Genomic DNA, 16,887 nt, shown 5'->3' with positions numbered 1-16,887 from the left:
TTTTGTGCTTATCTAAACCTAAAACCAATTAGGCGTGACTTCCCTGAATTTCAGTCTAGAATTGACAATCCTTCTTGTCAAATAACTTTTATAAACTACTTTGTATAAGATGTTGCGTATAAGCATGAATCGGTGCACTGAATAAACGTTCTGTCTCTTGAATTTCTACAACTTTTGCATCTTTCATCACCATAACTCGATGGCATAACGCTTTCACAATTTTCAGATCATGACTAACAAAGATGTAACTGATCCCTGTTCTTTGCTGTATATCTTGAAGTAAGTTCACCAATTTTATTTGTGTATTGCGATCTAATGCAGATGTTGGCTCATCTAGAATGAGTAATTGAGGTTTCAGAATCAGTGCTCTGGCCAGTGATACTCTTTGTCGTTGTCCACCCGACATTTGATGAGGATAACGATGAAGAAATTCTTTTGTGAGATTAACCTCTTCAAGGGCTTGAATCGCGAGATTTAATTTTTCACTCTTTCTCAATTTTTTTAATCTTAACCCTTCAGTTAATAATGACAAAACATTCATTCTTGGGTTAAGACTCGAAAAAGGATCTTGAAAAACGATTTGAAAATCATTTCGATGCGCTCTTAATTGCTTATCAGACAACTGATTGAGCTTGATACGATTTAACTCAATGGTACCTGTTGACTCTATGAGTCGTGCAAGCGCGAGTGCAGCACTGGTTTTTCCAGATCCACTTTCACCTACAATACCAAGCGACTCTCCTTGTTTAAGCTGAAAACATAAATCTTCCACCGCTATAAATTGAGTTTTAAATACATTCAGAAAATTCAGCTTAGGTGGATACCGCACTCGAAGATGTTCAGTATTTAAAAGTTCTTTGGCCTCTTCACTGATAGGTGAAATCGAATCAAACTGCTGATTAAGGAGCAGTCGAGTATATTCATGGCGAGGCTGCAGGAATATTTGAGAGACATCACCCTGTTCAACTGTGACACCTTTAGACAAAACCAATACCTGATCAGCATATTGTTGCACCAACCTTAAATCATGACTAACCAAAACTAAGGCCATATTTTTTTGATGCGCTTGGTCTTTAATTAATTTTAAAATTTGCTTCTGTAGTGATACATCAAGGGCTGTTGTTGGTTCGTCTGCAATTAAAATTTCAGGTTCGGAAATCAGAGCTGTTGCAATCATTACCCTTTGACGCTGCCCACCAGACAACTGGTTTGGATATCGCTTGAGGATGTCTGATGAACTCCCCAACCCTACATCACAAAGCACTTCTTCTATTTTTTTTCGAATGGTTTTTTTCTTAAGCCCCATCAGCCATAAAGGTTCTGAAATAATTTTTTCAATTGTATGTAATGGATTTAGTGCCGTCATTGGCTCTTGAAATATCATCGCGATCTTATTGCCACGTATTAAGCGCAACTGATCCTCGTGTTTTAGACGCAGATCTTCATTTTGAAATATGATTTCACCACTTAAGTCTAGAGCGCGATCTTGAAGACCTAGAAGACTTAGACAAGCTAAAGATTTTCCTGAACCACTTTCACCAACAATCGCAACTGTCTCACCCGCATTTAGCTTAAAAGACAAATCAGTTAAGATTTTTTGTTCATTCAACTGAATATTGAGCTTGTTGACTTCAAGTATTGGTTTAGCCTCTTGGATCAAATGCATCTCGAGCTGCCTCCCCAATATAAATAAGAATAGATAACACAACTGCTAGACTAAAAAATCCAGATAAAACCAGCCACGGTGCTGATAGATTATTCTTACCCTGCAGTAAAATTTCACCAATTGAAGCTGTATCAGGTGGCAAACCATAGCCCAGAAAATCCAAGGCTGTAAGTGCGGTAATATTAGCGGTAAGAATGAAAGGAAGCTGTGAAAGTGACGAACTTATAGCATTGGGTAAAATATGTTTGATAATAATTTGACTATCTGTAGCACCGAGTGATCTCGCAGCTCGCACATAATCCAAATTTCTGGCTTTCAGAAACTCTGCACGAACAAGACCAACTAACGCAGTCCAACCAAACATCAGCATAATTAAAAACAGCCAATATACGCTTGGTGTAAACATGCTCACTAAGATCATCACAATAAATAACATTGGTAGACCACCCCACACCTCTAACAGCCTTTGACCGATCAGATCCAACCAACCGCCAAAGTAGCCTTGGATAGCACCAATGGTAATTCCTATGAATGCAGATCCAATAGTAAGTGCAATACCGAACAGCAAAGAGATACGAATACCATATATTAATCTTGCCAAGACATCACGACCTTGATCATCTGTGCCTAACCAATTCACGGAGGTCGGTGGAGATGGTACAGCTTCTGCCAATTCATAATTAGGTGTTTGATATGAAAATGGGATGATAGGCCAAATCTGCCATCCATGCTCATTAATCAATTCTTGAACGGCTGGATCTTTATAATCAGACTCAGTCTCAAAGACACCACCGAATGTTGTTTCAGGATAAGGCTTAAAAATTGGGAAATAAATTTCTTCTTTATAATAAATAAGTATTGGTTTTTCGTTGGCAATAAACTCTGCCCCCAAGGATAAAATAAAGATCGCGATAAATAAAATGAAGCTGAAGAATCCGAGTCGATGTGACTTAAATTTTGAAATTCGTTGATCGAAAAGTGGAGACATTTTTATGCTCCTTGACGATCAAAATTGATTCTTGGATCAATCAATTGATATAGAACATCACTGAGTAATCTCAAAATTAGACCGACCAACGTAAAGATAAACAATGTTCCAAAAATTACAGGATAATCACGCTGCTGAATTGCCTCAAATCCGAGCAATCCCAAACCATCAAGATTAAATATAATTTCAACAAATAGATTGCCAACAAAAAAAATTCCGATCAGTGCTTCAGGTAATCCTGCTATAACGATCAACATGGCGTTACGGAAAACATGATTGTATAAAACGCGTGGCTCGGTCAGACCTTTAGCACGAGCTGCCGTCACATATTGTTTATTTAACTCTTCCATAAAAGAGTATTTTGTTAGATATGTGAGGGTCGCAAATCCACCTAATATAATAGTAAGGACAGGCAATGTAAGATGCCAAAAATAATCTTTTACTTTATCAATGAAGCTGAGTTCAGCGAAATTCTCAGAGACCAATCCTTGTAATGGAAACCATTGCAAATACGATCCCCCCGAAAAAATCATAATAAGCAGAATAGCAAATACAAAAGTTGGCACTGCATAACCTACGGCCAATACTAGGGAGGTCGTTTGATCAAACAGACTGCCATGTCTTTTCGCTTTGCTGATCCCTAGAGGAATGGCGATACTGTAGATCAGTAAGGTACTCCATAATCCAAGGGAGATCGTAACTGGGATTTTTTCCAAAATTAATGTTGTTACTGATTTATTTTTAAAAAAGCTCGTTCCAAAATCGAGTTGAAGATATCCTTTGAGCATTTTAAAAAAGCGCTCATGCACAGGGCGGTCAAATCCATATTGCGCTTTGATCTGCTCGACCATTTCAGGACTGAGTCCTCGTGTACCCTGATAATGACTCTGGACTTCATTGATGTGAGATGTCGAACCAGACACAACACCAATGCCTTGAAACTGTTCAGCTCTCTGTATTGCCTGTTCAACAGGTCCACCAGGAGCAATTTGAACGACGGCGAAATTGATGAGTAATATCAAAAATAAGGTGGGAATGATTAGCAAAAGTCGTTTAAGTATATAAAGACCCATAAATTTAACCTTTAACGTGAGCCTTTACTTCGACCAAGATAAGCAGCCACTTTGCGAGCTTGCTGTTGATCTACCCACCAATAATCTTCACCAACAGCAAGTTTTGGTTTAATCTGTGGCTGTTTATACATATTCCAATACGCATACCATTCACGATCATTTCCATAAGTAAGTATCTGATAATATCCTGCACGTAATAAACGATCCAAGATACGTGTATTTAATATTAATTTTTCTCGATCAGGTGCATGGATAATACGTTGTATAATTTCATCTATAACGCTATTTTTCACACCAGAAAAATTATAATTTCCCTCTTCATTTGCAGCATGACTGCTCCAAAATTGCGCTTGCTCATTCCCAGGATTTAGTGACTGAGGCATCACCATCGTGGTTAAATCAAAATCATATTGACGCATTCGCTGTAAATATTGAGGCATATCGACTTGGCGAATCGAAACCTGAATACCCAATTTTTTTAAATTTCGAATATAAGGCATGAGCGTCCGTTGTAAGCCTTCTTGATGAAGAAGCAACTCTAATTGAATTGGTTTTCCATCACGCGCATGCAAATTACCATTTTTAAATGAATACCCCTGGTCAATTAAAATTTTCCGAGCAGTGAGTAAGCTTTTACGATTGTAGCCTGTACCATCAGTAATAGGATATTTCCACGCTTTTAATACTCCTTCTCGTTGTAAAGGATGTAACCGAGATAAATAAGGTTTTAATATTGTTAATTCTTTAGGGCTTGGGACTGACTTTGCCTCTAGCTCACTAAACTGGAAATGACTTTGTAAACGTTGATATTGTTGATAAAACAATGCTTTATTTTGCCATTCAAAGTCATAAGCATAGGTCATTGCTTGTCTAAAATAGATATCGTTTAGCGGTTTTTTTCGTGTGTTAAAAACGATACTTTGTGTCGGAGCAGGATTTTGTAAAGCTACACTATATTTTTTAACCAACCCTGAGTTAAATGCTGGAAAGTTGTATTCCGTCTTCCATTTACGAGCAAATTTCTCTTGGTGAAATGTATATTGTCCAGCTTTAAATCCTTCAAATGCAATGTCCGAACTACGGTAATAAACATATTTAATTTGATCAAAATTATAACGACCACGATTTACAAGCAAATCCTTAGCCCAATAATGGGGATTACGCTGATAGGTAATACTACGACCAGCATCAATATTTTTAATTGTATATGGCCCTGATCCTAAAATGGGTTTGAGTGTTGCTCGACTAAAATCTTTAGATTCCCAATCCTTTTTAGAAAAAATAGGCATCTGTGAAAGTATTGCTGGCATTTCAGTATTACTTTCTGATTTAAATACCATTTTTACGGCATGTTTAGACAGAACCTGAATTTTATCTAAATCAGACAAATACATCTGTAAACCGGGATTGGTTTTGGTTAAATACATTTCAAACGTGAATTTGACATCCTCAGCCAGTACAGGCGATCCATCACTAAATCGAGCACGTGGATTTAAATGAAAAATCACAAATTTTGTTCGGCTTGGATCAAACTGAATTTTCTCAGCCAAAAGTGGATAAAACACATTTGGTTCATCTAATGACTTTGAAAATAGCGTATCGAACAAGTAATTTGTACCTTCAACCCAACTCCCTTGCCCATTCATACCGTTTAGATTATCAAATGTCCCATCAGCCGCTTTCACCAACTTTCCACCCTTTGGTGCGTCTGGGTTGGCATATGGCATCGCATCTAAATTCAGATATTTAGGTTTTGACTGTAAAGCAATATAAGTCGTCGTTTGAAGATTTGCCCATGCACTGATATGAATGGGCAAGAAGAGGAGAATAAACTTTGCTTTTGACAAAGTTGATGAAATGCACATCTCGAAATGAAATTCCTGATTGCTTAAGCAGACTTAAGAATGTGGAACTTTTATCGTAGCACCAATCTGTAAAGGTGTGTTTGGTTTCAAACCATTCATTTCTGCAAGCTGATCAATGTCTATACCAAATCGATTCGCAATTCTATACAGGGAATCACCACTACGGACTTTATAATCTGTAACAACTTTAGGAACTTGAATAATTTGACCTCTTTGCAATCCAGCACGTAGGTTCAACTTATTGAGATCTGCAAGTTCTTTTGCAGTCATATCAAATCGTGTAGCAATAACATGGAGAGACTCACCTGATTTGACAGCATAATCCTCTGTATCACGCGATTTTGATTGACGGACTGGTGTTTTTTCAGTACTCTCAGCCGCCTTTTCAACATCGCCACTTACTTTTAATTTTTGACCAATTTGAAGGACTGATCTCGCATTTAGATCATTCAGCGTAAGTAATGATTGAAGCGACATATCATATTGTCGCGCAATACTTGCTAAGGTCTCTCCACTCTTCACAGTGTGAGACTCCACTTTCTCAGCAACCGAATTATTTCGTGTCGAACTCTGCTTAGTGGAAGCTTTATTTTCATCTTCTTTCAAATTCAGCTTTTGCCCAACTTGTAATCCAGCATTCGTACGCAAGCCATTCATTTCTGCTAACTGTGCAACAGAAAGATTATATTTGCTTGCAATGGCATTCAGGCTATCGCCTGATTGAACAACATATTGCTCTGGTACTTTAGATCCCACCGGTACTTTAATGGTTTGACCAACCATCAATCCTTTTTCAATATCCAAATTATTCAGTGTCGCCAACTCAACAACGGTTAACTTATTCGCATTTGCAATGTTGTACAACGTATCTCCTCGTTGTACGCGGTAAGTTTCAGTCTGAATTTCAGGTACAGTTTTAGCATTACTCGCGCGAGTCGTTGATGAAGCTGTAGCAGATTGCACTTCTTCTAAAGGAACATTAATTTTTTGACCCGCGTATAGGCTACTATCAGCTTTCAATCCTGAGCTTAATGACGCTAACTCTTGAGTCGAAAGTCCGTATCGATCAGCGATTAACTTTAAGTATTCACCGCGTTTGACCGTATAAGATTTCGTTTGAACCTTAGTTAGCGCTTGTTCAGTTTTGCTTGATTTAGATGCTTGAGACTGGGTTAGATTTAACTTCTGCCCAACCAGTAAATTACTATTGATAGTCAGACCATTCAATTCAGCCAATTGTTGGACACTTAAATCAAACTGGTTTGCAACACTAGTAAGACTATCATTTGCTTTTACAATATAACTTGCTGGCTTTATATCCGTTTTCTGGGCAGATGCTACTGGTTTAGCATCGTACAGATATAGGGTCGCACCTACATATAAGGTTGCATTTGGATCTACTTGGTTCCATTTTGCAATATCTCTCCAACTTACGCCGTTTTTCATTGCAATAATTGCCAGCGTGTCACCAGGGAGTACCGTATACGTACTACGCTTACCCTTAGGTGGTTCTACAACCACTTCACTTTCAGTTTTCTTAAATGCCTTACCTTGATTAAGCTGGGCTTCCTCAGAAGTAGGCAATGTACTTTCTGCTACAGATTTAGGATAAGCAAAGCCAACTTTAACTTCTGAACCTTGTCCTGCTGCCACAGATTGACTTGTTTGAATCGCAGTTAATTTAATCTTGCCATCCAACGGATCGACAATCTCAGTACCTTGAGGTGCAATGGCACTAATCTCTCTAACGACTTCCGCTTTTTCTGCTTCAGTGGCCTGTGGTTCAATGACCGAGGCAATAATTTGATCAGAACTCGTAGTTGTTGTGGTTTTTTCAGGTGCAATTGAAGCTAAGATTTTGGCTTTTTCTTCAGCAGTGATTTCTGGTTCTACACGTACAGGTTTAACATTTTGCGCCGGTGTAACAGCAACAGGTATACGAGGTGCGCTTGGCACCACTGCCGAAGCAGCAAAAGCTGCCAATGCATCAGAACCAGAAGGAGTCCTACCCTTCGAAGTTGAAATTGTTGTAGATACTGAAGGTGTTTGAGTATTATTAACTGGCTTCGCTGTTTGAGTTGCCAATACGGAAGCATTTGAAGCTTTTGGTGTATTTACTGTCGTTATAATTGTGGTTGCTGGCGTAGATGTAGAAACAGGGCTTGAAGCGCTCGCCCATAGACCTGTACTGCTTGGTTTAAGTGCTTTCAATTTACGATCAATATTTGGATTTAAATCTGCTGGAATTAAAATTCGCTGTGGACTTTGAGGATCAATGATATCACCACGATGCCCTGGATTCAGTTGATAAAGTTCTGCACGACTTAAGCCTGTCAGAGAAGCAATTTCGTTTAAACTCGCACCTGCTGGAACTGGAACTTCTCTAAAGTGAGGACGATTCGCAATTGGTGGTAATCTTACGCCATACTTTTCAGGGGATTTGATAATCTGTGCAACCGCAAGGAAACGTGGAACATAGTTCATTGTCTCTTGAGGCAAACGTAATGACCAATAATCTGTAGGCAAGCCAGCAGCCTTATTACGGTTAATCGCTTGTTGAATACGTCCAGGACCAGCGTTATAAGCCGCTAAAGCTAATTCCCATGAACCGAATTGGTTATATAAACTTCCTAAAAACTCGTAGGCTGCACGTGTAGATTCAACTACATCACGGCGTCCATCATACAAATTGGTCTGTCTTAATCCATAAATACGACCTGTACTTGGGATGAATTGCCACATCCCTGCAGCTGCCGCTGAACTCGTTGCAGCTGGATCATAGGAACTCTCAATGACGGGAAGTAAAGCAAGTTCTGTAGGTAATCCACGGCGCTCTGCTTCCTTTACAGTATGATAAAGATAACGAGAAGCTCGAGCGGATAAACGATCCAGATAAGGCTGACGCGTAATAAACCAACTTCTTTGAGCATCAATCCGTGGATCCCACTTTGTTTCATCCATTTTAAAACCAACGGTCATACGTTTCCAAACATCGCCGTGCTTTAAAATAAGTAAACGATCACCTTCAACTGCACGCATATCAGTTGCAGATAAAAGATCTTCAAGTGAATCTAAGCTACTGGCATCTAACATGCCGAGTTGATTCGACTTTTGCGTCTTTGCGGAAGTGGGACTCGCTGTACAGCCAGTCATTACGCCTAACCCGGTTACTGCGGAAGTAATTACTGAAATTTTAAATAAAAAAGTTGCAGATGGCTGCCACACTGCGGTGGTTGTTTTAGACATACAAATTCCGAAAGACGCATAGTAAATTTATTGTATATAAGCCATTTTAGAGGAGCTCGTTGTTCAGGCAAGTCTCTTCTTGATGAGTAATTGCTTATAAATGTTACAAGACATTAAAAAATATCCAGTTATCGCACTGATGTTTCGCATTTACGTATACAATAAAATTTCCGAACTTGATGTTCAACACTTTATTCGATTGATTGGTTCAAACTATGTCTGAAATAACACTTTATGTTGATGGCGCATGTCGTGGTAATCCTGGGCTAGGTGGCTGGGGTGCTTACATCATCACTAAGGATACAGAACATAAAATATGTGGTGGTGAACCTGACACGACCAATAATCGTATGGAGTTAACAGCCGCAATCGAAGGAATCAAATTTTGTCCTGTTGATGCGAAGCTGATCATTTGGACAGACTCAAACTATGTAAAACGCGGTATTACTGAATGGATCAGTGGTTGGAAAAAGAAAAATTGGAAAGACGTAAAAAATCCTGATTTATGGCAAACTTTGGATCAAGTTTGTCAAGGTCGCGATATTGAGTGGAACTGGATTAAAGGTCATGCAGGACATCCAGGCAATGAAATGGCAGATCAGTTAGCTAATCAAGGCGCTGACCAAACGGCTGAACAATTAAAAAATTCCCTGCAAGCGAATGATAAAAAAAAACAGTCTGAAGATTGGTTGCTCAATGATCCGTTTGGTTTAGATCTCAACGATCAAGATGAAGAAGTTGAAGAAGAAGTCGAAATTGATTTAGCAGAAAATGATGATCAAGCTAAATACAGCACGGACGAAGTCACCTCAAACTCCTCAGATATTATTAAGACAGTTGATGCACAGGACTTAAATTCTGAATCTGTAGATCAAAGCGTTCCTCAGTTAGCTGAAAAATCGCATCCACATATTGTGGTCACGCCTGCTCGTTTAAATTTACAAGGACCACGCCAACTGATTTTAGATACGGAAACTACAGGTTTTTATTATCAAGATACAGACCGTATTATCGAGGTGGGTGCGATTGAAATGATCAATCGTAAACTGACAGGAAGTTCAATTCACATTTATATCAATCCCAAAAAACCAGTCGGTGAATCTGAAGCAATTCACGGTATTTCTGATGATTTTTTGAAAGATAAACCTATATTTGAAGAAATCGCTGCTGAACTGTACAAGTACTTAAAAGGTGCAGAAATTATCGCACACAACGCAACTTTCGATATGAACTTCTTAGATATGGAGTTCAAACGTGCTGGCTTTGGTACGCTTTCAGAAGTCTGCGCAGTGACTGATACACTTGCGATGGCAAAAGCGAAACATCCAGGTCAAAAGAACTCATTGGATGCATTAGTGAAGCGCTACGAAGTTCCACAGCGTGATCGTACCTTCCACGGTGCTTTACTGGATGCAGAAATTCTGTCAGATGTTTATTTAGCCATGACAGGTGGTCAAGTTTCATTTGATATCGATGCACTCTCCGCGCATGATCATCATTCTGAAACTGGACAAAATCAGTACCAAAAAATTGAGGTAGATTTACCAATCATTTATGCTTCTGATGAGGAATTAGCAGCACACCAAAAATGGATCGAAGATTACCAAAAAAAAATGGCGAGCCGTGCTTATTTGCTAAATAATCTTCCATCTGCTTGATTCATTTTGTAGAGTACGATCAGTTCGGCTATATTCATTTAGAGCAAAAATTCCCCTTATCTGGGCTCTGAGCAAAATTAACGGCCAACATAGGTTTCGATCGATGTCTTATCAAAGTTCAATTTATTTTGACCCTACAGCATTACTTATTGTTAAAAAAGAAATTGATCAAATCATCGATCAGGTCGAAAATACAGTATCAGAGCTTATTGAGGATCAAACACTTCCTTTTGGGATAGATGACGCATTCATTCGACTTGAACAATCCAATCAAGTTTTTGCCATGATCGAGCTTCCTCATCTCGCACAACTTGCACACTACTGTGCGCAAGTCATGTCAAAGATGATGCAAAATCCAACTGCAAAAAACCTGAAATACGCTGCTGCATTAAGTGATGGTACAACGATGCTAAAGCGATATATCGAATTTATTTGCTTACGTGAAGTCGATGTCCCCCAATTTCTCTTAGATACACTTAACCATCTTGAGCGAGTATTGAACATCCCTTGCACAGCTTTGGGTAATGGAATTCAGACCACTCAGAAACAATTAACTTTAACACCGCAAGCTTCATCGAATCAGATTAATTCATCTGATTATTGGAATACACTATATAAAGATTGTTTAATAAAATTAGTGACGCAAAATGAAACTGAAGACGATTTTGATCGTTTTAAACTCATTGTATATCATATAGCACTGCTCTCTCTTGAAACACCGAGTCAACAATATTGGCTTCTGATGCAAATCGCATTTAATCAACTTGACCAACTCATTCTCAGTGATGCACGCCTAAAATGGTTGGCTAAAGTTGGCAGTCAAATTCGGGAGTTTTTAAATGCACCCCAGCATTTTCAGGTCGATGAAACTGACTTTGCTAATGCTTTAGCGATTTGTATTAGCCAAGAAAACTACGATTCACAAATGCTTCGTGAGTATTTTCAAATCTCGGACAACATTTTGACTGATGTTCAACTACAAATTTTTAGTCGCCATCTGTTTGGACCTGATCAAAGAACAATGGATACCGTTGCTCACTTGATTACAGAAGAATTGAATCAATTAAGATTAGATATTGAAAGTCACTATCAAAGTTTTACCGACGATCAAATTTTAGATATTCGCTTAAAGCTGTATCGTATGGCAAATATCTTTTTAGTCATGAATCTTAATGAAGCTTATGCAGAGATGAAACTGCAAGCAGATCATTTTCATCGAACCTATATTCAACAAAATACCGATTTTGCTCAACGATTAATGAACAGCATGCTATCGGCTATGAACTCTATCGGGATTTTGAAGCGAAATTTTGCACCAACTCGCATTCAACTTGATGTGAATAATATGAATATATCACTGGATCGGCTAGATGATGCACATGAAACGCTGCAAAAAGAAGCTCGAATTCTCTTGCAAGAACTAGGCGATAAGCTTTTTCAAAACATCGATGCTAAAGACACAAATGATTTATTAAACATCACAACCAATTTAAGACAATTAAGCGGTGCTGCTCTATTTCTTGATGCTCAAGAATTAAGTAATGCGCTAAAAAATAGTGCTGAGGCGGTTGAACACTATTACGATATTCAGAAATCACTCACCCCCCAACAACTTCAGCACATTCTAGATGTGCTTGCCAGTCTAGAGCTTCATCTTGATGGCTTGAAGTATGATTATCCTATTCATAAATCAGTATCTGAGACTGCACTCATCAGCAGTCAAAAAATTAAAGCGGTTGCCTAATGTCTGAACTCTCTGTTGCTTATATTTTTAAACAACATCAACTTCTCGTCGATGAAAACTTCCAATTACCACGTGTTGAACGTTTAGAGAGTGATCTGATTTTCAAATCTGGTGATCAGGTAATTGCACGAGATCTACATATTGAAGAAGCGATTCCTGAAGGTTATCAACTTGTGCCAATCCGACAGTTGATCACTCAATGGTCTAAGCAACAATTTGAACAAGCGAGCCGAGCAGTTCAATTATTAGAATGGCGTCGTAATCATAAATTTTGCAGTCATTGCGGTACAGAAACGGATGTGCACCGTTCAGAATATGCCATGATCTGCCCAGCATGTAATTATCACCAATACCCTCGTGTTCAACCTTGTGTTATCACCGTAATCACACGAGGTGACAATGAAATTTTGCTGGCGAAAAATGCAAAAAATAAATCCAATATGTATGGATTAATTGCAGGTTTTGTCGAAGTTGGTGAAACTTTAGAAGAGGCTGTGCAACGCGAAACCATGGAAGAAATTGGTCTAAATGTTAAAAATATTCAATATCTTGCCAGCCAACCTTGGCCATTCCCAAGTAATTTAATGATTGCTTTTCGGGCCGAGTATGATTCAGGTGACATTGTGCTTCAAGAAGATGAAATTAGTGATGCCCAATTCTTTAAATTTGATGATTTACCAGAAATTCCATTTGCAGGAAGTATTGCGCATGCCATGATTCAACATGTCATTCACAATACTCCTTTCAAATCAGAATAAATCAAATCCGAATCGTTATAGATTTATTTGAAGGACTCTTCTAAAACTTTCAGGATGAGAGATCGAGTTTTGAAGAGTCGACCAAATAATGTTGCAGTTGTTGCCATGATTGATACATGTCCAGTACGAGGCACCCGAATGAGCTGGCTATGATTCTCTACAGCTAACAGTGCTTGATGCATCTCTTCAGAATTATGATCTTTTACCAACGTATCTTGATCTGCTAGAAAAATATAGTGCTGAATATTATTTTTCTCTACAAAATAGTATGGCATCACCGCTTTGAAATTTACTGCTTTATCGAATGCATGTTCAGATAAATGATCACCTAGATAGTTAAAGTGATAGGGTCCAGCCAAACCAATCAACGCTTTAATTCGATCTCGTCCTTCAAAGGCAATGAATGAAGGATGATAAATCAGTGACATCACATTAAAAGCACCAGCAGAATGTCCGATAAGCGCTATTTGATCTGCACAAATACCATATTTATCAGCACTTTTGATTAAATATTGAATTGAATCTGCAAGGTCAGTTACGTAACGAGGAAAAATATGTTCTGGCGCCAGATGATAGTTTATTACGGCGAGGTTATATCCAGCACGTGTCAAACTTTCTCCAAGAAACTTGTAATCGTCCTTACTTCCTCTACTCCATGCACCACCATGCACGAATATAACTAAAGGTTTATTCGCTGGCGCTTGGCAAACATAAAGATCCAGTCGTTGCCGAGCTTTAAGACCATAAGCAATATTTCTTTTTACAGAATAGCCTTTATTTGAGGTCAATTGATTTAATGCCAAACCACCCAAATTATATGGGCGAAAAGCATTCAGTTTTTGATTCAATTTGGTCAGTTTTAACTGAACTGATTTCGGAAAAAATTGCGCAATCTTATTCGACATTATTGGTAACTGACACCAGCGTCAGGATCAATTGCAACGGGTGTTTCAACATAAGGTTGAGTACTCACCGCTGAAGGGTTCATAAGTGATGATGATTGAACACCTGCGCCTACTTGAGCAGATTCCACGTTATCAATCAAAGTAACAATTTTCGTGACATTCCCTACTCGTTGTAAAACTTCAATGAGATCTTGCTCTTCAGCTGTATTTAAGCGTCCCATCACATATAACACGCCATCTTCAGTATGAACCAAGACTTTACTGTCTGAAACAACTGGCGCACGCATAATTAAGCCACGTGTGTTCGCTGTCGCAGTCGCATCTTGCATGATGGTAGAGTAACCAATTTGAGGACCAACTGTGATGTAGTTATGAATAGATTTCACATCACTCATCGCTCGAACGTTATCTTCTGCTAACTGTTTCAAATGCGCATCAGGCACTTGACCTGTTAACAAGACATTACTGTGAAAGCTATTCACATTGACTCGAGATTGTTTAAAACGAGCATCCAATTTGTATAAATTGATCTTTGCTGTACGTTCAATTGAAGAGTCAATAAATACCTGACCTAAAGAACGAGCTCCACTCACCACCCCAACTGGTTCTGCGCCAGTTCCACCTGAAATAAAACTTGCACAGCCTGAAAGACTAGCAACACACGCCATCGAAATTACAATACGCTTCAACACTCAATCCGTCTCCTCGTGAAACTTGAATTTTTTCTATTGTTGGAAATGGCTTAGCTCATTCGGTTCATAGATTAATCAAGTCTGCATTTATTGTAAATGCATTTTCAATCCACTCGAGATCATAATCTATATCAGAAATTTCATGCTGTAACGGTTTTGCAATTTTTTTATGAAAATCAAAACAAAACACATCAAAACGATAATAAAACTCTGTATAGCTTGGAAATTTTTGTAGAAATGACATTGCTGTTTTCGCAATTTTAATTTGCTTGCTCGATGATATTGATTCTAGGGCTGAAGCATAGGTTGTTTTTGATCTGGCTTTGACCTCAACAAATACAAGCTCAAGATCACGTTGAGCAATCAGGTCTATCTCACCATAACGAGAATGAAAATTTCGAGCCAGCACAATATAACCCTGTGAGATCAAGACTTTTTCAGTTTGGTCTTCAGCCCATATACCTAATTGTTGAGAACTCATCCATTTAAGTCCTCTTAAATATTTTTTAATCTAAACCATGTTTTCTCGAAGCACGCAGGTTTTCTTTCGATCCGATGCTCTTTAAAACTCAAGTGCCCAGTCTGACCTTGAATTGATATTTGATCAGGATTCTTCGTTTTCAACATCAAATCCGCCAAACGCCAAACATCTTGACCGAAGGCATTGAGACGTTGGAATGCAGCAGTATTTTCTGTTGTTTGATTAGGTTTTTTTAAAAATTGAACCATGACTGGAACATCACAGAATTTAGTTCCGTTCGGAATATCCATATTATGATCAATAGCAAAAGCCTGAACATACAAACGTTTTGAAGGCTTATTCTTCAATGAGTTGATCCACGCCATACTGCCTAAAAGCAACACCCCTTCATTTGACTTTATATCAGGCAATTGTTGGACTAGAGAAAACTTACCATGAAAATTTTTAAACACGGCATTTACAAAGCTTAAACTCTCGGACTCAGTACCAGACTCACGCAAGATATAGAGATGTTGAACTCGGTCCTTTTCAATCTGTTTAATTAAACCTTGAGCATCATCAGTTTTCGATAAACTAAACTGCCACACTTTTGCATGCTTAGAAGGAACTTCATTCAGTGCTAAAACAGGAATTTTAAGCGGTTCTTTCATTATTGCTTCGACATCCTGTCTGACTAATGGACCAATAATAAGTTTGGTGTTTTGACTGACTTGCGTCTTTAGTATCTCTTTTAATCGTTTTTGATCCGAATTGACATATTTGATTGGCATTTCACTTTTAGACTTTTGATAAGCCTCATCAATACCATTTTTAATGCTATTACTTGCTCGCGCCATAGGGCCTGAATCAGGTAAAATAACCAATACTTCCGCTTGGGCTTGGAAAATCATTCCACATAAGCCAATACCAATGAATTCTTTTTTTATTCTTAATAGATCCGACATGGAGAAACCTTATGAGTGCTCAGTTATTTGTTGTAGCGACGCCAATTGGGCACTTAGATGACATGACTTATCGAGCAATTGATGTTTTAAAGTCTGTCTCTCTTATCGCGGCAGAAGACACACGTCAGTCCGCTCTTTTAATGAAACACTATAATATCTCAACTCCGTTTACAGCGTGCCATGATCACAATGAAAGTAACAAAATTGATATAATTATCGATAAGTTAAAAAATGGTGAAAATGTTGCACTTGTCAGTGATGCAGGTACACCGTTGATTAGTGATCCTGGTTTTAAATTGGTTCGTGCAGCTCAGGACCATGGTATTCGTGTCGTTCCTGTTCCAGGTGCATGTGCAGCTATTGCAGCATTAAGCGCTGTAGGTCTACCCAGTGATCACTTTAGTTTTGAAGGATTTCTATCTTCGAAACAATCACAACGTCTTATTCAATTAAATAAACTGAAAGACAACACGCATACCATGATCATCTATGAGGCACCACATCGAATCCTAGACTCTGTAACGGATATGGTCTCTGTGTTCGGGGCTGACCGTGAAGTCGGGTTTGCACGTGAAATTACCAAAACCTTCGAAACAATCAAAAAAATGACCCTTGGAGATTTACACTCATTTATTGCAAATGATCATCACCAGCAAAAAGGGGAAATTGTACTCGTCATTGCTGGAGCAGCCACTGAAAAAGACATGCAGCAAGAAGAATTAGATAAATTACTCAATCGTTTATTGCAAGATTTATCTGTAAAAGCAGCATCTCAACTTGCAGCTGATCTCACTGGAATCAAAAAGAAAGTCGCATATCAACGCGCGCTAGAGCTCAGTGGCGCGAATGATTAAGTAAAATAAAAAA

The 16,887-nt window shown here is 38.5% G+C and carries 12 protein-coding genes and 2 pseudogenes; 5 read left to right on the top strand and 9 right to left on the bottom strand.

The window, feature by feature from the left end:
• Window positions 1-88: 88 nt before the first annotated feature.
• From CL42_RS07625 to CL42_RS07605, 5 genes are read right to left on the bottom strand one after another with little or no spacing between them, the layout of a single operon-like run.
• Window positions 89-1,666, bottom strand: a complete 1,578-nt coding sequence (locus tag CL42_RS07625; RefSeq protein ID WP_035266841.1) for a dipeptide ABC transporter ATP-binding protein — start codon at window positions 1,664-1,666, stop codon at window positions 89-91.
• The gene (locus CL42_RS07620) at window positions 1,644-2,654 is read right to left on the bottom strand and encodes an ABC transporter permease (RefSeq protein WP_035266840.1); all 1,011 of its coding nucleotides are present in this window, start codon (window positions 2,652-2,654) and stop codon (window positions 1,644-1,646) included. Before CL42_RS07620 ends, CL42_RS07625 begins: the two co-directional genes overlap by 23 nt.
• 2 nt (window positions 2,655-2,656) lie before the next feature.
• Window positions 2,657-3,727: a microcin C ABC transporter permease YejB gene (locus tag CL42_RS07615; RefSeq protein WP_035266839.1), complete on the bottom strand. Its 1,071-nt coding sequence runs from the start codon at window positions 3,725-3,727 to the stop codon at window positions 2,657-2,659.
• An 11-nt stretch (window positions 3,728-3,738) separates the two neighbouring features.
• The gene (locus CL42_RS07610) at window positions 3,739-5,592 is read right to left on the bottom strand and encodes an extracellular solute-binding protein (protein WP_035266837.1); all 1,854 of its coding nucleotides are present in this window, start codon (window positions 5,590-5,592) and stop codon (window positions 3,739-3,741) included.
• Window positions 5,593-5,625: 33 nt separating this feature from the next.
• Window positions 5,626-8,838, bottom strand: coding sequence for a LysM peptidoglycan-binding domain-containing protein (locus CL42_RS07605; RefSeq protein WP_035266836.1), 3,213 nt, complete (start codon window positions 8,836-8,838; stop codon window positions 5,626-5,628).
• A 215-nt stretch (window positions 8,839-9,053) separates the two neighbouring features.
• On the opposite strand from CL42_RS07605, the pseudogene rnhA reads away from it, so the two are divergent.
• The 4 genes and pseudogenes from rnhA to nudC form a co-directional block, all read left to right on the top strand.
• Window positions 9,054-9,567, top strand: a pseudogene (rnhA, locus tag CL42_RS17745) (ribonuclease HI); the annotation flags it as partial.
• Between the two features lie 173 nt (window positions 9,568-9,740).
• Window positions 9,741-10,480 (top strand): annotated as a pseudogene (gene dnaQ / locus CL42_RS17740) (DNA polymerase III subunit epsilon); the annotation flags it as partial.
• A 119-nt stretch (window positions 10,481-10,599) separates the two neighbouring features.
• Window positions 10,600-12,240 (top strand): hypothetical protein, encoded by a 1,641-nt coding sequence (locus tag CL42_RS07595; RefSeq protein ID WP_035266835.1) that lies wholly within the window; start codon window positions 10,600-10,602, stop codon window positions 12,238-12,240.
• A complete protein-coding gene (gene nudC / locus CL42_RS07590) occupies window positions 12,240-12,998 on the top strand; it encodes an NAD(+) diphosphatase (RefSeq protein ID WP_035266832.1) in 759 nt (252 codons plus the stop codon). Before CL42_RS07595 ends, nudC begins: the two co-directional genes overlap by 1 nt.
• 23 nt (window positions 12,999-13,021) lie before the next feature.
• Here nudC and CL42_RS07585 read toward each other — a convergent pair whose 3' ends face one another.
• From CL42_RS07585 to CL42_RS07570, 4 genes are all read right to left on the bottom strand, one after another.
• Window positions 13,022-13,903: an alpha/beta hydrolase gene (locus CL42_RS07585; RefSeq protein ID WP_035266830.1), complete on the bottom strand. Its 882-nt coding sequence runs from the start codon at window positions 13,901-13,903 to the stop codon at window positions 13,022-13,024.
• Complete coding sequence (locus CL42_RS07580; protein ID WP_035266827.1) at window positions 13,903-14,595, bottom strand: BON domain-containing protein; 693 nt, start codon at window positions 14,593-14,595, stop codon at window positions 13,903-13,905. Before CL42_RS07580 ends, CL42_RS07585 begins: the two co-directional genes overlap by 1 nt.
• Before the next feature lie 64 nt (window positions 14,596-14,659).
• Window positions 14,660-15,076: a YraN family protein gene (locus tag CL42_RS07575; protein WP_035266825.1), complete on the bottom strand. Its 417-nt coding sequence runs from the start codon at window positions 15,074-15,076 to the stop codon at window positions 14,660-14,662.
• Window positions 15,077-15,090: 14 nt separating this feature from the next.
• Entirely contained in the window at window positions 15,091-16,020 is a 930-nt protein-coding gene (locus CL42_RS07570) for a penicillin-binding protein activator (RefSeq protein ID WP_035266822.1), read from the bottom strand.
• Between the two features lie 11 nt (window positions 16,021-16,031).
• Here CL42_RS07570 and rsmI point away from each other — a divergent pair, with 11 nt between their 5' ends.
• On the top strand, window positions 16,032-16,874 hold the full coding sequence (gene rsmI / locus CL42_RS07565; RefSeq protein WP_035266821.1) for a 16S rRNA (cytidine(1402)-2'-O)-methyltransferase: 843 nt from the start codon (window positions 16,032-16,034) through the stop codon (window positions 16,872-16,874).
• Window positions 16,875-16,887 lie beyond the last annotated feature (13 nt).

Source organism: Acinetobacter sp. Ver3, from assembly GCF_000632455.1.
GTDB lineage: Bacteria > Pseudomonadota > Gammaproteobacteria > Pseudomonadales > Moraxellaceae > Acinetobacter.
This window is presented reverse-complemented; position numbering and strand designations above follow the sequence as displayed.